This window comes from Dyella dinghuensis, from assembly GCF_003977615.1.
Lineage (GTDB): Bacteria > Pseudomonadota > Gammaproteobacteria > Xanthomonadales > Rhodanobacteraceae > Dyella_B > Dyella_B dinghuensis.
On sequence record NZ_RYZR01000002.1, the window covers coordinates 454,943 to 473,716 of the forward strand.

The 18,774-nt window shown below is 54.0% G+C and carries 16 protein-coding genes; 13 read left to right on the plus strand and 3 right to left on the minus strand.

Features of this window, described 5'->3' with window-relative positions; translation table 11 throughout:
• Both EKH79_RS03120 and EKH79_RS03125 read left to right on the plus strand, forming a co-directional pair.
• Window positions 1-288: a DUF2523 family protein gene (locus EKH79_RS03120; RefSeq protein WP_126672314.1), complete on the plus strand. Its 288-nt coding sequence runs from the start codon at window positions 1-3 to the stop codon at window positions 286-288.
• A complete protein-coding gene (locus EKH79_RS03125) occupies window positions 288-1,427 on the plus strand; it encodes a zonular occludens toxin domain-containing protein (protein ID WP_126672315.1) in 1,140 nt (379 codons plus the stop codon). Before EKH79_RS03120 ends, EKH79_RS03125 begins: the two co-directional genes overlap by 1 nt.
• Before the next feature lie 134 nt (window positions 1,428-1,561).
• On the opposite strand, the gene EKH79_RS03130 is transcribed toward EKH79_RS03125, so the two are convergent.
• Window positions 1,562-1,852 carry a type V toxin-antitoxin system endoribonuclease antitoxin GhoS gene (locus EKH79_RS03130; protein WP_126672316.1) on the minus strand — a complete coding sequence of 97 codons (291 nt, stop codon included), beginning with the start codon at window positions 1,850-1,852 and terminating at the stop codon, window positions 1,562-1,564.
• Window positions 1,853-2,959: 1,107 nt separating this feature from the next.
• Window positions 2,960-3,862: a hypothetical protein gene (locus EKH79_RS03135; protein WP_126672317.1), complete on the minus strand. Its 903-nt coding sequence runs from the start codon at window positions 3,860-3,862 to the stop codon at window positions 2,960-2,962.
• 753 nt (window positions 3,863-4,615) lie between these two features.
• Between EKH79_RS03135 and EKH79_RS03145 the strand changes: the two genes are divergently transcribed.
• The 3 genes from EKH79_RS03145 to EKH79_RS03155 are packed head-to-tail and all read left to right on the plus strand — an operon-like array spanning window position 4,616 to window position 8,470.
• On the plus strand, window positions 4,616-6,454 hold the full coding sequence (locus EKH79_RS03145) for a Mu transposase C-terminal domain-containing protein (protein WP_126672318.1): 1,839 nt from the start codon (window positions 4,616-4,618) through the stop codon (window positions 6,452-6,454).
• A complete protein-coding gene (locus EKH79_RS03150) occupies window positions 6,451-7,422 on the plus strand; it encodes a TniB family NTP-binding protein (protein ID WP_126672319.1) in 972 nt (323 codons plus the stop codon). The genes EKH79_RS03145 and EKH79_RS03150 overlap by 4 nt, the downstream gene beginning before the upstream one ends.
• Window positions 7,415-8,470, plus strand: coding sequence for a TniQ family protein (locus EKH79_RS03155; protein WP_158621178.1), 1,056 nt, complete (start codon window positions 7,415-7,417; stop codon window positions 8,468-8,470). The genes EKH79_RS03150 and EKH79_RS03155 overlap by 8 nt, the downstream gene beginning before the upstream one ends.
• Window positions 8,471-8,652: 182 nt before the next feature.
• Here the strand turns inward: EKH79_RS03155 and EKH79_RS03160 are convergent, their stop codons facing one another.
• A complete protein-coding gene (locus EKH79_RS03160; RefSeq protein ID WP_126672321.1) occupies window positions 8,653-9,000 on the minus strand; it encodes a helix-turn-helix domain-containing protein in 348 nt (115 codons plus the stop codon).
• Between the two features lie 125 nt (window positions 9,001-9,125).
• On the opposite strand from EKH79_RS03160, the gene EKH79_RS03165 reads away from it, so the two are divergent.
• The 8 genes from EKH79_RS03165 to EKH79_RS03200 all read left to right on the plus strand — a co-directional run.
• Window positions 9,126-9,485 (plus strand): hypothetical protein, encoded by a 360-nt coding sequence (locus tag EKH79_RS03165; RefSeq protein WP_126672322.1) that lies wholly within the window; start codon window positions 9,126-9,128, stop codon window positions 9,483-9,485.
• Window positions 9,486-9,571: 86 nt separating this feature from the next.
• The gene (locus tag EKH79_RS03170) at window positions 9,572-10,330 is read left to right on the plus strand and encodes an enhanced serine sensitivity protein SseB C-terminal domain-containing protein (RefSeq protein ID WP_158621179.1); all 759 of its coding nucleotides are present in this window, start codon (window positions 9,572-9,574) and stop codon (window positions 10,328-10,330) included.
• A gap of 31 nt (window positions 10,331-10,361) precedes the next feature.
• The gene (locus EKH79_RS03175) at window positions 10,362-11,150 is read left to right on the plus strand and encodes an enhanced serine sensitivity protein SseB C-terminal domain-containing protein (RefSeq protein WP_126672324.1); all 789 of its coding nucleotides are present in this window, start codon (window positions 10,362-10,364) and stop codon (window positions 11,148-11,150) included.
• Window positions 11,151-11,837: 687 nt separating this feature from the next.
• Window positions 11,838-13,181, plus strand: a complete 1,344-nt coding sequence (locus tag EKH79_RS03180; protein ID WP_126672325.1) for an integrase arm-type DNA-binding domain-containing protein — start codon at window positions 11,838-11,840, stop codon at window positions 13,179-13,181.
• Between the two features lie 467 nt (window positions 13,182-13,648).
• A complete protein-coding gene (locus tag EKH79_RS03185; RefSeq protein WP_126672326.1) occupies window positions 13,649-15,007 on the plus strand; it encodes an integrase arm-type DNA-binding domain-containing protein in 1,359 nt (452 codons plus the stop codon).
• 406 nt (window positions 15,008-15,413) lie between these two features.
• The gene (locus EKH79_RS03190) at window positions 15,414-16,277 is read left to right on the plus strand and encodes a sulfotransferase family 2 domain-containing protein (protein WP_126672327.1); all 864 of its coding nucleotides are present in this window, start codon (window positions 15,414-15,416) and stop codon (window positions 16,275-16,277) included.
• Complete coding sequence (locus EKH79_RS03195) at window positions 16,270-17,190, plus strand: ABC transporter permease (RefSeq protein WP_126672328.1); 921 nt, start codon at window positions 16,270-16,272, stop codon at window positions 17,188-17,190. The genes EKH79_RS03190 and EKH79_RS03195 overlap by 8 nt, the downstream gene beginning before the upstream one ends.
• A 126-nt stretch (window positions 17,191-17,316) precedes the next feature.
• Window positions 17,317-18,774, plus strand: a 1,458-nt coding sequence (locus tag EKH79_RS03200) for a DUF4915 domain-containing protein (protein ID WP_158621180.1), incomplete at its 3' end; no start/stop codon positions are given.

Below are 18,774 nucleotides of genomic sequence, written 5' to 3' on the forward strand. Positions count from 1 at the left end.
ATGCCTGTTTTGATTGCGTGGATGGGCGAAATGTTGTTGACGATCGCCGGCCAGATTGTTCTTTCCGCTCTTGTCGCGCTTGGAATTAATTTCGTCGCGCAGAATGTTGCCTCTGGTGTGATTGATCACAGTCAGATTGCGTCGGCTATCGCTAATTCTGGTGCCGGTCAGGCGATCGGTTGGCTTGGTTTGGATAAGGCGGTGACGATAATTTTGAGCGCGTGGGCTGGGCGTATGATCGTCAGTTCGTCGCGCGCTTATTTTGTGAAAGCTAAGGCGAGCAGCTGATGATTATTACTTTGTTCAGTGGTCTTCCGGGCGCTGGTAAGACTGCGCAGCTTGTCGCTGAATTGGTGCGCTTTCGTGAGCGCGAACCGGATACGCCGCGTTTTGCGTATGGCATCAATGGTCTTGACCCGTCCGTCGCCACGGTGCTGACGCTCGAAGAGCTTCGTAATTGGAAGTCGTTACCCGCTGGGTCTGTCGTCGCTGTGGACGAGTGTCAGAAGGTCGGTCTGATGCCCAAGGATAACGGCAAGCCTGAGGCGTGGGTCCGTGATCTCGCCGAGGTCCGTCATTTCGGCATTCGCTTTTGGTTGACGACTCAGGACCCTAAGAATGTTTCGACATTTGTTCGTGGGCTGATCGGATGTCACGTCTTGTTTGTGCGCAAGTTTCGCACCATTGTTGTGCAGTCGTATACGTGGGGTCGTTGTATTGAGGACCCGTATGTTCGTCGTGAGCAGGCGGATGCTACGGTAGCGGTCGCTACGCTTCCCAAGTCGGTTTTTTCACTTTACAAGTCCAGCGAATTGCACACGGTCAAGGCGAAGATTCCGCTTAGGTTTTATGCCATCCCTGTGCTGGCGATTGCTATCGCGGCGTGTTGCTTTCTGGTGCCGCATATGATTCACAAGAGCACTGTTGCTAAATCGTCGCCCGCGCCGGCTACTGCGTCGTCGGTAAGTGTTGCTGATGCTGCTCTTCGGCAGAAAGATTATGAGAAGTGGTCCAAGCCGCGTGTTCCCGGTTTACCCTGGACGGCACCTATGTTCGACAAGCTTGAGGTGAAAGCGCAGCCGCGTTTGTATTGCATCGCTGATGAGGACGGCGGCTGTAGATGTGAGACGGAGCAGGGTACTAGTTACGATGTTCCGCTCAAGACTTGTCGCTCGATGGTGGCTAACGGCGTCTACAACCCGTTCGCAGCGCCGCCCGCTGAAGCCGATCATCAGTCTCAAGAAGGCGACGCTCGCACTGCTGACCGTGAGCAGGCGCCGCCGGATCGCGGTCAGCGGGGTGATGTCGCCGTTTCTTCCGATATACCGTCGTCGGGCGGCTGGAAAGATTCTCCGGTGCATGCTGCTTACACGCCTCCGGAGTTGATGCCGAAAGAGGGTCCGGTTTCCAGCGGTACGGGCATGTGATGTTGCTCGTGTCCGTAGGACGCACAACCGCTTTCCCGCTTTTGGTCATTTCCTGCTAAACCGGGTCCACGTTTCACGTCACCGTGTTGCTGCATCCGCGTCAAGCGCCGTGCCCTTTCGTGTTCTGCATACGTTTATACAGGTTTTAGGGTCCAGTTAGCGTTTATGTATTCGAAGGCGATTACCCATGGTGTTGGATTTGGTTGAACCTTCTTGGCGTTTGCTAGTGCAACCGATGCTACTTTTTCTGCGGATGCGTTTACTTCTATTACGTAGACTGCTGTTGGTAGTTTGAACCATTTTCCAGTTACATCTTGTATTAATTGGTTAAAGCCAGCCGCACGCATTACTTCGTGAAGCTCTTCATAGTTTGGTTTTTGTGTTCCGTTTTCGTGTAGCTCAACTCTTACTGCGAACCTAGCCATTGGTGTTCTCCTTTGGTTGTTGGAGCTTGTGTGTAGATCATATGCGGCGCAGTCTCATAGAACGAGCCAACAACGTGTGGATATCTTGTGGCCGGTTGTTGATAACTGCGGGATTGCCGGTTTTGCCTCTATGACCGTATTCTGGCCATGGGCGATTCTTTCGCTATGCTGACGGGGGCAGGTAATGGATAACCGGGTGCTTTGGTCAGCGCTTTGCGCGCTACTTGTTGCCTCGGGTCTCTTTTTTTTCGGCTGGGCTATGTACTGGCGCTTTTTCGATCCCTATGGATCATTCGCTGTGCGTACTGCGGATTCGGCGCGTGTTACCCAGTCGGCTCAGGCGGTTTCGCAGCCTGTGGCCGCTATCCGACGTCCTGCGCCTTTTTATGCTTGGAACGAGAAGTTATCCGCAGGCTACATTTGTGGCGGCGCTGACGGCGTTGTATACCGTCGCCGCGTTGTCGACGGTTCGGTTGTGATTGAGCCGCTTTACCAAGATGGTGAGCTTGTTCGCTGTGGCGGAGATTCGAGTTCCTCTCATCGATACCGCTGAGCCCGCTATATATCCATTGTAGGAATAGGCGGGTTGTGCATGGCTTGAGCGCTGCTCGTGAGCTTGGTGGTGTGAGTCGGTCACCGCGTAGTTTCCATCCGGCCCAGGGTCCTTGCAGATCGATGTTGCACTGTTGGACTTCCAGCACGGCGTGCGCGATCTCTTCAAGTGAGATCACGCGTCCGCTGGGTGTTTTGAACTCTTGTCTGGCGTCGTCGTATAGCCAGTTCAGGCGAGGGCGCTTCCTTGGCAAAGCACAGCTCCGTGTGGTCGGAATATCCAAGCAGCAAGCCGCGTGCCAGTCCGGACGCTTGCCAGTTAAGTGTAATTTTCCCCTTTGAGAGAAAATTCTTTGAAAACAAGCGCATTCATCAGTTCTTTGACGGAAAGAAAATCGGGAAAAGGGCGATTTAGAGTCCAGATAAGTATTTCTCGGCTCGCTCTTCAGGATTTCCGCTCAATTGCCTAATTTCTTAAGTATTTCCGTTTAACTTCTCCCCAATCTGACTTTTTTCCATTTTACTTTGGCTCGTAATTGTGCGGCGCCGACTTTGTCATGCTAGATGAGTCTGTCGAAGTCTGCGCGGGGGTAGCGCTAAGGACATCCGGTGAATAGGGGGCAGACTTCTCTCTGCGAACTCTGCCGCCGCATCGAAGATCGCGCTAGCAAGAATGCCGACTATGTTCCGGTCTCGAACAAGTGGCGGATCGCCTTCCAGGGTCTCTTGACCAATGGCTTCCCCTAAAGGGGGCCGTTTTTCGATGCTCGTGAGAGCTTGCGCAAGCAGATCACCGTGGATTTCAACGAGAAGTTCGTCTCCTAAGTAGCTAGCCTCGAACAACATGCTCGCGAGGAGGCTTAAGCCGTCCGCCGTTGGATCTTCGGTCAGAGGAAATAGATCCGATTTGTACTGTGCTACGAGCTCGCTTTGTGAGGATGGCGGGGTAGAAAAAACATAGTCCTTTGCCGTCTTTTGGCTGAACGCGCCGGCACCGTGGACGACTAAATGCGTGCGAAAAAGCCCCAACTTCTTCAGGCAATGCTCGGTAATTTGTTCGACATCACGTGGCGACAAGTTTTCAAGGTTCAGGAGGTCCCATATTTTTGTGTTGTACCAATCCGATGATCCTTGAAAGATTTTCTCAGCGCACTCGACGAGATTTAGCTTGATCACGGCATAGAGAACTTCCTCGCCCTTGCTCTTTCTTATTTCTCTTATCGCTGGGTCCACAATACCTGCGTCTTCCCATTCACTCGCTGGTATACGGCGCACAACCTTCGTTGGATCGCTTCCTGAATTGGCTACGCGTTCGAGCGCCTGGAGTTTTCCATAAGACGCGCCGACTTGCGTGCTTGATGCAGCTATAAGCCTTTCAATCGATGTCCAATTCGGCGGAACGCGTAACGTTCCTTCAAGTTGTCCAGACGCATGCATCCGATGAGCTTGGTGCTTCAAGTGGCGCGCCCAAAGGCGGAATTGGAGTACGTCAATTTCAGATTTAGTAGGACGCCCCATTCTCACGAAAGTCACCTAGTTTTGTGAGGTACCGCCTTGTATGCATCTGGCGGCATTATCTGCCGTAATTAAACGTCAGGCCGTTCGCACATGTTACCGGTAGATCAAAAAATCGTACCTCAAGCTTTCGACAGGCATTGCTGGGTACGGCAGCAGCTGGAGCGCTATGGCGCGGTCGTTGGGGGCGAAGCGCTGCGTTCTTTACTGGGGTTCAACACACTGGGCGCGTTTCGCCAAGCTCGCGTAGGGGGCTCGTTGGGCGTCAAGGTTTTTCAGTTGCCAGCTCGGCGCGGTCATTTTGCGCTTACGGAAGAGGTGTGTGCGTGGCTATTGGCCCAGCGTGAGCCGGTTGAGGAGAGCTAACTGACGATGCGAAAAGCAGGCTAGTGAGCCTGCCTTAGCTGTACCACCCCCAGAAGAAAAAGCTGACCCGACTGGCGCTCTGCGCTCGGCCGGTTAGGGCTTTGCGCGCCTATTACCAGCCGGATTCGTACAACAGAAGGAGGTCCCAAAACGATGTTTCGCTAGCCCCTGAAACGCAATGCCCTCGACGTTTGCAGCGTCGAGGGCAAATAAAGCGGTCAACTTGGACGAATTTGACGCCCCTGATTTTGGGGAGGGTAGACCTTTTTGTCAAGCAGTTGGTCGCTTCAGCGCTTCAGGTTGATTCCCTTTTTTTCAAGGAACCCAACCATGGAAATTGAAGCAGCAGTTTTACGTCTAGAGCCGGGAACCAAAATCCTGTGTGATGGCGCGATTCATGAGATCGACAGTGTTGTGTCAGTCGATGCGGTGCTCATCAAGAACATCTGCGATGGTGTGCTCTCGACGGTCCCCATCTACAAGTTGAAACCGTATGCGGAGCGTCAAGTCGCCGCCGCAGAACTTGTCGTCAGTGACATGCTGAAAAAGCATCTCGACGAAGCAAGTGCTCGTGAGGTGATCTTGCGCGAGTACGCCGGTCGCCGGCTGACCAAAGACGATATGGCGAAGCTCATGACCGCGCTAGGTATGAAGCCAACACGTATTTATGAATTCCTCCGTATTCTTCGTAAGGATAGTCGGCCCAAAGCGATCGCATCACGTAGGCGTGGGCCCAAACCTGGCACTACAAAGCTGAGTCCTCAAAAAGAGGCGATCATCGTTTCGGTGATCAATATGCACCGCAAGAGCAAGAAGCCCACACGGCTGAAAGCAATCTACGACGACATCGAGCGCCAGTGCGCGAACGCTGGCCTGCCGTGTCCCTCCCGCGAGACCATGCGGGATCGGATTGAAAATCATGGGCGGGAATTAGCATTCCGTCAGCGTCTCGGGCGCAAGCGTGCACGTGAAGCAACTACGCCAAAACCTGGCGTGATACGCACGTCTCACGCTTTGGCGTTGGTCGAGATGGACCACTCACCGTTGGATATGATTTTGGTTGACCGCGTACATCGAAAACATATCGGCCGCGCTTATCTCAGTGTCATGGTGGATGCCCACACGCGGGTTGTCTTGGGTTTTATGCTCAGCTTGGGTGGCCCGAGCATTATGACGGTAGCGCTACTCACGACACACTCCATCCTTTGCAAAGACAAATGGCTTGCCGAGCGCGGGATTACAGATTTGTCGTGGCCTATGTACGGCGTTTACAAGGTGTCACGCACCGACAACGCTGACGAGTTTCACAGCGACGAATACGCTGACGGCTGCAAAGCGTGGGGCATTGATCCGCCGACGTTTCGCGACATTGGAAAGAAGGAACAAGGAGCGATCGTCGAACGCATAATCGGCACGATTCAGTGCAGGGTGGAAAGGGCCCCTGGTGCAACCGGCAATGGTGTTAAGCACCGCCAGGAATACGATCCCACTCATGATTCGGTCATGACGATTGAAGAGGCCGAGGAATGGTTGGCCTACGAAATTCTTGGTGTTTATCACAACGACACGCACAGCGAATTAGGCATGTCTCCCACGGCAGCCTGGCGCCAAGCGCACATGACACCGGAGGGCTTGCGTCTGCCTCCCATCGTAACCAGCCAGCGCAAACTGTTGCTCGATTTTCTCCCTAGCGAAACGCGTCTGGTGACTGCGGCGGGTATCCATCTCTTAGGTGATCGCTACTGGGCTCCGGCGTTGAATCCTCTGGTGGGCTCGAAAGAACCTGTTACGGTGAAATATGACGAACGCAACATGGCTACGATTTTCGTCCGCACTGAAACGGGCGATTACATCGACGTGCCCTATGCGGATCATGCGAAGCCGGCGTTGCCGCTCTGGGAGATCAAAGCCATGCGCAAGGAGAAGGCGCTGGAAGCTGTCCGTCAGTATGATCCGGCGATTAAGCACAATGCTCGAAACAAGCAAGCCGAGATCGTCGACAAAGCGAAGAAGTCCACACGCGAGCGTCGTCGTCAAGAGCGTCTTGCAGAGGCGGATAAAGCTACTGGTGTGTCTCGGACGTCGTCAAAGCCTGTGGCACCGCCTTCGATAACGCCGCGATTGGACTACTCAGTTCGCCCTTCGATTGATGTGGGGGACGAAGTATGAGCGACTTCACACATGTTGATCCCAAGCTTCATGCCCTCTTCGAGGGGCCGGACATTGATCGCATTCGGTATATCTTACGCGATCGCTATGTGCCATATCAGCGTGCCAAGGAAGTGCTCGCCGATGTGGACGAGCTTGTTATCGGTGAGCGTAGTGAGCGGCCACTTTGCGCTCTGTTGGTTGGCGAACCCGGTGTAGGTAAAAGCACACTTTTGGACGTGGTCGAAAAGAAATATCCGCCCGTAACATGCAACGAAACGAAGGTGATTCTGAGGCCCGTCGTGCGGATCAACCTTCCCGGCGTCACCGAAATGCGGGCACTATACCAACGTGCACTGAAGGCGCTCCGTGTGCCATACGGAGAAGGTGACCGACCGTCGACGCTTGAGCTCAATCTGCACGACAGTTTGTCGAGTGCAGGTACGCGCGTGTTGGCGATGGACGAGCTCCATAATTTTTTTATCGCTGGGCCGAAAACGTTTGCCAACAATATGGCGGCTTTAAGGGACCTCACCAATACACCCAAGGTATCGCTGGTTTGTGCTGGCACAGAGCTCGCCAGGCTCTGCATCCAAGCCGATCCGCAGCTCCTTGAGCGTTTTGATCAATATGAGTTTTGTGCATGGTCGGAGAGCAGCGAACTGCGCAATTTCCTTGCCAGTTGGGAGTGGCGCTTGCCGTTGCGTCGCCCTTCAAATCTGGCGGGACCGATCATGTTGCCGCTGCTTTTACGACTCTCGACTGGCCATATGCGTCGCATGGTTCGCATCATCAAACGTGCCTCCAAAATGGCGATCTTGAGCGGCGATGAATACGTGACACAGGACGCCTGCCATGCGGCTGCTCAACACTACGCGAGGGGGTCTTTGAACGCGGCGACAAAGCGTGGCGTGAAAACGTCCACGAATGCTGAGGAGACCTCCTCGACGGCAGGCAGTGACGGTGATGAGGGAGATGGGAATGATTAATCTCTCCAATCCTACCGTGATACCGCACCACGATGAGACGCTCTCATCGTGGTTGATGCGCTGGGCTGGCGACAGGCATACGCATCGAAGTGACTTGCTGGGTATGGTCGCGAATGTCCAAATTGAACTCGCCGACGCGCTCAAGTCTGAACCAGACTTTCCTTCAGCGCCTGGTTGGGCACGCAGCTTAGCTACCGTCATCGGGATGGATGCAGATGACCTGGATCGCATCGCGTGGCCACCCTCGCCCTGGGTTTTAGCTCCCGATGCGCGCTGTTCGGCATGCGTCGAGTGCCTGGGCGAAGACGGCGACATTACCGCGCAATACATGCGGCAGTTATGGACGGATAGTTGGCGCACGCTTTGCCTACGCCACGACCTGCCGTTAGTACAGGTGCCCGCGTTCGGGTGGGGATGGGGGTTGGTAGGTAACGAGGTCCGGCGCGCGCACAAAACCTTGATGCGCAGACCCTACACTTTAGTAAAAAATCTGCGATCCGCGTGGGAGGCAACGCCAAGCGTGTTGAAGGAAGCTGTGTATGGTGCCGAAATGAGTCTGTTAGAAGCATTCGGCGAGCACTATACGCATGCAGGCAAAGATGGGCACGCGGCTAGTGGGCGGCTACGTGTTTGGGAGGACTTGCTTGTGGTATGCACCACGAACTGGCAACCGTGGTCGGACGAACTTCCCATATCAGCGGCAGTCCCAACGTTGAGCGCTGGGCGTCGTTTTTTTAGGGGATTGAGGGCGCCGCCGTTTGAGGGTGATCACAACCTCATTCGCTTTCGTTCGCTGGAAGATCCGTCGATTCGGAGGATGGCGCTTGCGTGTGTCGCTGACGCGTTACAAAACATGGCCTCGCGCCCAACGGCCGAACCGTTGATGAAGGGCAAAGCACGCAAGATTTGGCAAGACGTCGCAACAGTATTGCCGCCCAATGCGTGGGATTGGCTTAGCCTGCGCGCTGAACAATGGCCGACAACATGGCGACATTGGGTGTTGGACTGGCGCCGTGCAGCACTGGTGTCCAGCAAAAAAGTACAATAGCGACACCTGAGCAACGTCCCGTTTATGGCATGGCGAGCGCCCGTACCATGCCGGGTTTAACTATGGACAAGTGGTAGCGCAGAGGGCTTAGCAACTCTGCGCTGCCATACCGGCCGTTTGATCCATGGGCGTGGTATCACGCCACACCGCCACGTGCGATGTGACCTCAGCGGACATCGTCGTTATGACTTGACCGTTGATTTGCGTTTGCTCTTTTTGGACTCAAGGGATTTCAGTAGGCGCTCTTTTTCCGCTATCGAAAGGCCATCGAACGCCAAGATAAGACGTGCTAGTCGATCGTCCTCGCAAAACAAGTAAGCCGTCGGGACCCCTAACACCTGAGCTAAGCGCGATACTAGTGACAAATCGGGTTCGTGGACCCCGACCTCATAGCGGTTAATTCTGGTGCTCGCCACAAACGGATCCAAACCTGCTTCTATGCCTAAGTCCTTTTGAGATAGGCCCGTTCTGAGTCGGGCCTCCCGGAGACGCTGCTGGAATACCAGCCTGATGTTGATTTGACGGGCCATCGACCAAACCGCGCAGGGGAATACCCCTACGAGATTCGTAGTTTTGGCTTGCGACGGATACTACGAGTTTCGTAGCATCTAGATCAAGTAGCCCATCACCCAGATGGGGCCCAAGGCCCGATACCATGTCCTTTCAATTAATAATTGACCAAAACGTTGAAATCGCTATTCCCATCGATCCATTGACCCAGGATGCTTGGCAAATCCAGCTCGAGCGGGCTGCGGAGCAGGGCGCCATCGCCGGATTCTGTGAGCGTTTCGCCACATGCTTCGCGATGACCCTCCGGGAATGCGTGGATGCCGATCTCAAACCGCCGACCCCTGCTCAGGTCAAGTACGCAACGGATATCTCGCGAGACCTGAACCTGCCTCTGCCTTCGGAAGCGCTCCGCTACCGAGGTGCGATGGTTGAATTCCTGGGTCGCTTCTCAGAAATTCACAAACAGCGACGCTCGCGCGCTCCTGGCTCTTCATCGAATGAATAACGCTCACCCGTGCCCTCACGGTGATGCAAGGGCAATTTTTCCTGCGGGGGCTGCCCACCCGTCAATGTTTTCGTCTGAGGTGCTTCTTGGAGCTCAATGAGCTGGAAAGGTTATTTGTTCAGGCTTTCTTGGATCAAGGCATTCGTCCTGCGTTCTACCATTTATTAATGCAAAGCGACGTATGTGTGATTACGGCGGCCCCGCTCCGATCCGAACTCCCGGAGATCGTCTCGTTCCGTCGTGATGACGGTGCGGTAGTTGTACCTTTCTTTACGTCGCTCAATGCATTGGCGCTCAATGACCACAGGGGTGCTGAGGATTTCTGTGTACCGCCTGTGACGCGTATGCACACACGAACACTGCTGGAACGAGTGAGCGGGCACTATCTGCATATCAATCCTGGAAGCGCCTTCAACCTCGAAGTCGCCCCTGAGCACGTGGCTTCCCTACTGAGAGATGAGACGATTCACTACGGTACACGGGCTCCGGAGGTGCCGCCTGACGGTGCCTATATTCAGATCAGGAAGCTGAATGTCTCGCTGCCTGCGCTTGAAGCTGCATTAGTAACCGTTTTTCGTGAGGTGTATGAGGTGCGTTATGCATTTCTTGTCGAGGCAGAGCGTACACGGCAAGGTGAGCGTATGCGGACACTCATGATGATCGCAGAGTCCGTCCCATCCGAATGGCTCGAAAAGGCGGTAAGCACGGTGTTTTCGGATGTTTACGACCATGCGCTGCCGGTGGATATTTGCTTTGACGAGGGCGACAAAGACTTCGTCAATACCCTCAAGAGGATTGGTGCTCAACCCTTCTACGAACGTGCAACTGTGGGGCGCTTCAACTAATCGCAGTGCCAACGTTTGACACAGGAACTCTATGACGACTTCACTCGAACATTTGATGGCACGCGCGATCGCAGATCAGCGCGAGGAGTCGGCATTCTTTCAAGCGCTGCTGGACGCGACCATCTACGCACACATTCCAATGACGGATCGCGTTGACGTCCAGTCGGACAAGATCCGATTCGTGCAATTTCACCGGCCTGACAATGGACAACTGACGCTGCCGTTCTTCACTGATTTGACGAAAGCGCGTTTTGCAGCGCAATCAAACGTTCAGGTCATTGCCCTGACGGGACGTGTCTTCTTGGAATTAACACGTGGAGCGACAGTAATGCTCGATCCCAACGATAACGGCTGTACCCTTTATCCCGAAGAGGTTGAGGTCTTGTTGCGAACCGGGCAGGTGGCGGCGATCCAACCTTTCACGGTTGAAGAAGCCAGTGCTCCCCTTGTTGGCCCATCGAAGGAATCGCCTGCGTGGCTCATTGATGCACTTATACTGTCGTTGGCGAAGTTGCCTTTCGTAGAAGTAGCGTATTTAGGCGGCGTATTCAGCAGAACCGAAGTGCCAGAACAAGCGGGCTTACTCATTGTGTTGGGGGGCGAACGAGCCCACGCAGAGCGAGCAGTTCATGCGGTCCTCACCGCACTCCAACCCTTAGCAGCAATGCATGAAGAAATGCCGATCGACATGACACACTTTGATCCGGCAGAAAACATCCCTGCTTGGATTACACGCGTTGGACTTCAGCCGTTTTACGAGCGAGCGTGGGGCGCGCGGCTGCATCTTGACCATGCGGGTCAGAAACGATCATCCGTTTAACGTGAACAGCGTGTGGTTTAGAAGTCGCGCTGCCTCGCTATACAGGAGAGGGTGATCAGTTTGAGTCATCGCTAAGGGTTCCCTTAACTACCCAATCGGCCTCCGAACCTCGCGACCACCTGACTATGAATCGTTGAAGAAATGCCTACATCGGCGGAAGCGGCGCGGACACTTCGCCGCCGGGCGGCCACTATCACAGCCTCAATCTCTACGATTATCCATATTTCTGCATCAGCTCATAAGCAATTGTGCGGATTATCATGGACATTCGTACGACCTATTCTGGCTCCCAGCAACAGTTGGGTAACCAGACATGCAAGAAACCGATCAAATCCATATCGATGTCCGGTTCGTCGAATCTCACGGAGCCGAGCTCTTGGGGCTGCACAACCCCACGACCGGAAAGGTATCCAGCGAGGTTCGGCTGAGAGGGCGCGATACGAGAGCCATGATCGCTCCCCCAAAGCACATTTTTCCGGCGCTGTTGCGGAGTAAGACAGCTCTACGTATCGCCTACCACGAGAGTTCCGATCACGACCTCCTTGTGGACCTAATGAGAGGGAAAACGCGGCGATGGGTTAGCGGGTCTGAATCGAGTACGCCCGGACGCTTGGGCAATGAATGTCATTGTAGGAGATATGGGGCAACGTCGCGGGGCAACCGGAATCACAAGAATTGAGTTGCCCCATGACACTTACTGATGATGCTATTGGCAAAGTGAAGCCAGCGGATAAGGCGCAGCGTCTTTTCGATGGTGGCGGCTTGTATCTGGAAATTTCTCCGGCTGGTGGTAGGTGGTGGCGCTTTAAGTATCGGTTTGATGGCAAGGAAAAACGGCTATCGCTTGGCACCTATCCGGATACAGACTTGACCAGTGCGCGCGAAAAGCGCGATGAGGCTCGCAACTCATTGGTTGAAGGTATTGATCCTGCGGAATCGCGCAAAGCAGAAAAGGCGGCAAAAAGAGCGCAGTTGGGTAATAAGTCTGAAGTGACTACTCGCAAATGGTGTAGTAAACGACCGCTAGAGATACTTGGCATTGATGACGCGGAAGAGCTTATTTATCGTGCTCTACTCGCCCATCGACTGGCAACGGCGGACGAACTTGCAAGCTTTCTTTCCCTCTCTTTAAGCAAAACGCAACGATTGCTCGACAGTATCGAGTCCAAAGGCCTGGCCACTCACTCCATGGAGCGGCCCCAGCGTTATATCGCCGCATCGCCGAGGCTCGCTTTGGAGGCGTTAGCTAGCCAGCAGCGCGCAGAAATTGACCGGGCGTGTTTAACAATATCGGAATTGGAAAAGTACACGGTTTGCGCTACTGATAATCAGGAGCATGAGCAGGTGGTTGAGCTCATAACCAGCCACATAGCCTTGCAACAAATCTACACCCAGATGCTGCAATCCGCTCGGCAGGAGGTTTTTTGCTTCCAACGCGCACCAATGTTGTTCACTACGGGAACACAGCAGGTGACGCCGCCAAATGTACGCGTCCGCAGTATCTCCGATGATGGGTACCTTGCTCAGCCAGGTATGTTGGATTCTCTGCGAGAATGCATAGAGAGAGGCGAGGAAGCGAGAATTTTTCCGAACTTGCCGGTCAAAATGCTCGTGGCCGATCGCCGCGTTGGTCTGATTCCGTTGAACACGGAAGACCCGGCTGGCGGTCCGATACTTTTGGTTCGATCTCGCGCATTGCTCAACGTACTTTATGCGCTCTTTGAGCTCACATGGGAGCGATCGACACCAATCTTCTTTACGCGCGCCGGAAAACTGGAGCGGAGAGAATCTGCTGCGCGGCTATCGGAGGCAGCAGGGCAAGTAATGTCTCTGCTAGCGGCTGGATTTAATGATAAAGCTATTGCCCATGAGGCTGGAATGTCGGCGGCAACGGTCACTCGACGTATCAGCGAACTTATGAAGGCGTTCGATACTCGCACAAAATTTCAGCTTGGTTGGCGTGCCGCATTAGACTCATTTCCAGAGCGGCTCGAACCGAGTCGAAAAAACTTATCTCATAGCTCGTGTTGAAGTCGCGATTCATGCCGCTATGACATGCCTCGATTGACCGTCGACTGGTTAAGTGACGTATGTCAATCAAGACGGAAGCCAATCAATATTTTCTATTGATGGGTCTATTTACCAGGCTGATACTCAGTCGCGCTCAGAGACCTTAGTGGTCAGTGCAAGCTGTCATGAATCTCGATGGGGATCGAGGTTTGCGAAGTTATCACCTTTGATGAACAGTGAATTTTACCGTTGCGCTGTTGGACTAGAGCGGGGGTGACCACCGGTGGAAGCCACTTGGCGTGGGGGCACCATGAGTCGTGAACTGTGGGAAGGATAAATGCGACGTGGACTTAATGAGTGGGAAGTACCAACAGTGCATTCGCCGTTTCTGGATTGAGCACAACCGGACGCTTGGACAATGAATGCTGTTTCAGGCGGCGGGGGGCAACGTTGCGGGGCAACGAACATAATTAAAATCGAGTTGCCCCATGACACTTACTGATGATGCTATCGGCAAGGTGAAGCCAACGAACAAGACGCAGCGCCTTTTCGATGGTGGCGGCTTGTATCTGGAAATTTCTCCGGCCGGTGGAAGGTGGTGGCGCTTCAAGTATCGGTTTGGTGGCAAGGAAAAGCGGCTGTCGCTTGGCACCTATCCGGACACGGGGCTGATCAGTGCGCGCGAAAAGCGCGACGAGGCTCGCACTTCTTTGGCTGAAGGTGTTGATCCTGCGGAGTCGCGCAAGGCGGAAAAGGCAGCTAAAAGAGAGCAGTCGAGTAATAAGTTTGAGGTGCTTACTCGCGAGTGGCACACGAAGCGGCCGCTAGAGATACTTGGAATCGATGACTCGGAAGAGCTTGCTTACCGTGCTCTACTCGCCCATCGACTGGCAACGGTGGACGAAGTTGCAAACTTTCTATCTCTCTCCTTAAGCAAGACACAACGATTGCTCGATAACATCGAGTCCAAAGGTTTAGCGACTCACTCCTTGGAGCGCCCGCGGCGTTACGTCGCGGCGCCGCCGAGACTCGCCTTAGAAGCGTTGGCGAGTCAGCAGCGAGCAGAAATTGATCGCGCATGTTTAACGATTTTGGAGTTGGAGAAGCAGTCGGTTAGCACTACAGACAGCCAGGAGCACGAGCAAGTCGTTGAACTCATAACCAGTCACGTGGCCCTTGGGCAAATCTATACCCAAATGCTGCAATCGGCCCGGAAGGAGGTTTTCGGGTTCCAACGCGCCCCGATGTTGTTCACTGCGGAAACGCAACAGGCGACACCCTCAAATGTGCGCGTGCGTAGTATCTCCGATGATGGGTACCTCGCTTTGCCTGGCATATTGGATTCACTGCGAGAATGTACGGTAAGAGGAGAGGAAGCGAGAATTTTTCCGAACTTGCCGGTCAAAATGCTCGTAGCGGATCGCCGAGTTGGTCTGATTCCGTTGAACACGGAAGACCCGGCAGGCGGTCCGATACTTTTGGTTCGATCTCGCGCATTGCTCAATGCGCTTTATGCGCTATTTGAGCTCACATGGGAACGATCGACGCCCATCTTTTTTTCACGCACCGGAAAACTGGAGCGGGGAGAATCTGCTGCGCGGTTATCAGAAGCGGCTGGACATGTAATGTCTCTACTAGCGGCTGGCCTCAATGACAAAGCCATAGCCCATGAGGCCGGAATGTCGGCGGCGACGGTCACTCGGCGTATTAGCGAACTTATGAAGGCATTCGATACTCGCACAAGGTTTCAGCTTGGCTGGCGCGCTGCATTAGACGCTTTCCCTGAACGGCTTGAGCCGATTCGAAATAAGTCATCTCATCGCTCGTACAGGCATCGCGACTCATGACGTTGGGAGGCGTGCTACTTGATCGCAGACGGATCGAGTGACGTATATCAATCAAGAGTGAAGCTAATCAACATTTTCTATTGATGGGTGCATTTACCAGGCTGATACTCAGTCGCGACTCAAGGGCCTTACAAGAGCCTTACAACGACGTTGGCGGTGAGTGCAGGCTTGTCGCATTTCTAGACGGGGGTCGGGATTTGCGAACTCATCAACTTTGAGGGAAGGACATCACCGTCGAATTTTCACCGCCCCATGACTGGGACGGTGTGGGTTACCTATCGCGCGCATTTAGCACGGGGTAACCAAAAAATGGGGACTGTGGAAGGATATGCGCGACGGGTGTGATGAGGGCGTGAGGGCAAGGAAGTAACACTACTAGACGACGTGCTTTGCGAAGGTCGACTGGATGGTGTGCCATCAGGTTTTTAAAAAAATACACGTTGGGGATTTCATCTATGAGACAAATGTATTTCATCCGGGGCGCAGCGATTTTCGCCGCAGTCATTATCACCAAAGCGAAGTTTGGTCGGTCGTGACGCTAATTTCTGTGCATTTGCCTAAAACCGCGGGCACAAGTTTCAGATTATCGTTGCGTGAGTATTTTGGCGAAGGCTATCGTGACGATTACGCTGATGGCGGTCTGCATCGTAGTACGCGCGATCGCTGTACTTTAGCGATCGCGGCGGCGCGCACGATCGATGCGCAGGGCTTAGGTGATGTCGCTTGCATCCACGGCCACTTCATGCCCGTGAAATATCTGTTGTTAAGCACGCGCTCCCCATTGACCTACGTCACGTGGTTGCGCGATCCAATTGAACGGTTGCTCTCTCACTACTACTACTGGCAGGAAAGCTACGATAAGGCGACGTCGGCGCCTCACCATCGACAGGTAATCGAGGAGGGATGGACCCTCGAGCAGTTTTGTCTGAGCGAGCGCTTTCGGAACCTCTACACGCAATATCTGTGGGGTTTCCCGTTGGAAAGCTTTGCTTTTATCGGCATTACGGAATTCTATCGCGAGGACATCGTGGAGTTCGGTGAGCGCTTCCTGGGGCACGCGCTACCTTTGCATCGACTCAACGCCTCGGTCCACAGTCAATTGCCTAAATGCTTTGATAAAGCGTTTCTTCAACGCGTGCGGGCATTTCACTCTGCTGACGTGCAGTTATATCGCCGTGCAGTGGATATGCGTAGCGAGCGCCACCGTGAAGGGCTTATGCGTCGAGATGTTCTTTTTCTTGAGGCAGCCAATGATGCGAAACATGCATAAGCAACACGGCGATGCGCAGGTAATCGACAAGTCGGCAACGCCTCCACAATCGCCGGATATCGCCCCAAATGTGCCTCAACGCGCGCGCGTCACTACCACGTACAAACATGCGCTCTCGCCGTCGTCACTATGTCTCAGTATGTGGGTGCACCGCGCTCTGATTTTTCAATTGACGCGCAAAGAAGTCATAGGTCGTTACAAGGGGTCGCTTCTTGGCTTGGCCTGGTCATTTGTTCAGCCACTATGCCTGCTCGGAATTTACACGGTTTTTTTTACCGAAGTGTTCCATGTGCGCTGGGCGGCCATTAACGGGAAAGGTGCATACGCCACTGCTCTATTTGCGGGCTTAATCGTCTATACCGTTTTAGCTGAGTGCATCACGCGAGGAACACAGCTAATTGTCGGCAACGCCAGTTACGTCACCAAAGTAGTCTTTCCACTAGAGATATTGCCTTGGGTCTCCAGCTTCACCGCGATCTACCACGCCACGATCAGCGTGATGGTACTGATGGTATTTGTTTGCTGGTTCAATGGAAAACTGCCCATCACGTTTGTGCTCTTCCCGCTAGTACTCATGCCGCTCTTACTGCTTTCTACTGCAGTAGGTTGGCTCACGGCCTCAATCGGTGTCTATGTTCGCGACCTTGGGCAGACCACAAGTCTGATCGTAATTGCGCTGCTCTATACATCGCCAGTGTTTTCTCCATTTTCGCAGGCCTCCACAGGGATGCGAACAGTGATGCAGCTAAATCCGTTGACCTTCTTGATTGAACAGGCTCGTGCGGTGCTGTTGTGGGGTCAATGGCCAAGCTGGAGTGGTTTGCTGATTTATAGCGCCATGAGTGCGTTTGCGTGTTGGCTGACATACGTTTTGTTTCAGCGCACACGGGGTGGATTCATCGATGTGCTTTAAATATGAAATAAAAGTATTGGTGACTACAGAAAAATTTGTAAAGAGTTTGCGTGAGCGAGTGCCCGTTATTGCCGCACCTTGCCACGCGTTTGCCTGCGCATGGAACGCGCACGCTGGAGATATGTAATGCGTGCCACGTTAAACATCGCCGATCCACTTTTTGTTTCCGCACCAAATGGTGGCGGGGTTCTTTACATTCATCGGCATCTTCTTTTACCACTGACTACCGAAGATGCCACCGGACTGGCACTGATTCACGATGGCTTGTTGTGGTGTGCGCAGAGCGAGCCGTTTAATACGATCAAGGAAGTGCGGCACGGCATTCTGCGAAGCACGCCGTTATCTCCTCATCACCTTGATTTGCACGATATCGCCGTGGGCCCCGATGGGATTTACGCGGTGTATACCGAAACAAATGAGGTAGTTCGGCTGGACGAGTCGTACGGGGTGATAGAGCGTTGGAGTTTCGGTGATGAGCCTGATAGCGCGCATGTCAACTGTGTCGCGTCGTATCAAGGACGCCTGCTTGCATCGCAATTTGGCCCATTCGCGACTCATCGCGGCTATAAAGGGCGGACGTATGCAACAGGCCGAGTGATCGACGTTCGCAGTGGCGAAGTACTGATTGATGGCCTGTCGCAACCACATTCACTGGTGGTGGCCGGAAACGAGCTGTGGTTGTGTAGCTCTGAAGATCGCACCCTATTGGTGTTCGATAAAGATTTTCGTCAGCAGCGACAGTTCAGTCTCCCAGGCTATACGCGAGGCCTGGCGGTCGGTACGGAATCCATCTATGTCGGGCTCAGTCGTTCGCGCAACATCCAGGAGAGAGAGGCCGGCGAATTCAGCAGTGCCGTAATTGCTGTATTGGATCGTAAATCCTTTACCGTTACAGGTTACATGCCGGTTCCGTGCAATGAGATCTACGACATACGTATCGCGCCATCGGTGGAACTGGTTACCGACGTCATGGCTTCGCTGTGGGTTCGTGAACGCGCTGAGCAGTCCAAACTGCTCGAGGCGACCAGGCTAACGATGGAGCGGGAGGCGCAGCAACGTGCGCATACCGAAATGGAGTTACGTAACCATTTTGCGGCATTGCAGAGACAGCATGTTGCTTCACTCGATGCACGAAGCACTAGTGAAGCGGCGCTTGTCGCCGTAAGGGAAGAGCTGACCACGACACGGCGAGAAAGTGACGTAGCCCTTGACACACTGCGTTATGAACTGGCCACGGCACTGCGTAAAGGCGAATTAGCTCTTGACGCGGTGCGTATTGAACTGGCTACGGCACAACGTGAGAGCGACTTAGCCCTCGATGCCGCGCGTGTAGAGTTGATCGCGACTCGACGCGAAGTCGCCGCGCGCGACAGTGCGATCGAATTGGTCGAAAGGGAGCTCTCTCAGATCACCACCAGCCGCTATTGGCGATGGACGTGGCCGGCGCGCGCAGCTATGCAACTGCTGCGAGGGCATGGCTTAATTGGGCGTTGGGATCGCCAATTGGCCGGGCGTGCACGACAACAGGTCCGTAGGTTTCGCGGTCGCGCCCGCATCCTCTTGCAAGAGGATGCGGGCGCGACC

Coding starts and splice junctions, on each gene's coding strand:
- EKH79_RS03120 (WP_126672314.1), top strand. CDS start 1: ATGCCTGTTTTGATTGCGTGGATGGGCGAAATGTTGTTGACGATCGCC.
- EKH79_RS03125 (WP_126672315.1), top strand. CDS start 288: ATGATTATTACTTTGTTCAGTGGTCTTCCGGGCGCTGGTAAGACTGCG.
- EKH79_RS03130 (WP_126672316.1), bottom strand. CDS start 1,852: ATGGCTAGGTTCGCAGTAAGAGTTGAGCTACACGAAAACGGAACACAA.
- EKH79_RS03145 (WP_126672318.1), top strand. CDS start 4,616: ATGGAAATTGAAGCAGCAGTTTTACGTCTAGAGCCGGGAACCAAAATC.
- EKH79_RS03150 (WP_126672319.1), top strand. CDS start 6,451: ATGAGCGACTTCACACATGTTGATCCCAAGCTTCATGCCCTCTTCGAG.
- EKH79_RS03155 (WP_158621178.1), top strand. CDS start 7,415: ATGATTAATCTCTCCAATCCTACCGTGATACCGCACCACGATGAGACG.
- EKH79_RS03160 (WP_126672321.1), bottom strand. CDS start 9,000: ATGGCCCGTCAAATCAACATCAGGCTGGTATTCCAGCAGCGTCTCCGG.
- EKH79_RS03165 (WP_126672322.1), top strand. CDS start 9,126: ATGTCCTTTCAATTAATAATTGACCAAAACGTTGAAATCGCTATTCCC.
- EKH79_RS03175 (WP_126672324.1), top strand. CDS start 10,362: ATGACGACTTCACTCGAACATTTGATGGCACGCGCGATCGCAGATCAG.
- EKH79_RS03180 (WP_126672325.1), top strand. CDS start 11,838: ATGACACTTACTGATGATGCTATTGGCAAAGTGAAGCCAGCGGATAAG.
- EKH79_RS03185 (WP_126672326.1), top strand. CDS start 13,649: ATGACACTTACTGATGATGCTATCGGCAAGGTGAAGCCAACGAACAAG.
- EKH79_RS03190 (WP_126672327.1), top strand. CDS start 15,414: ATGGTGTGCCATCAGGTTTTTAAAAAAATACACGTTGGGGATTTCATC.
- EKH79_RS03195 (WP_126672328.1), top strand. CDS start 16,270: ATGCATAAGCAACACGGCGATGCGCAGGTAATCGACAAGTCGGCAACG.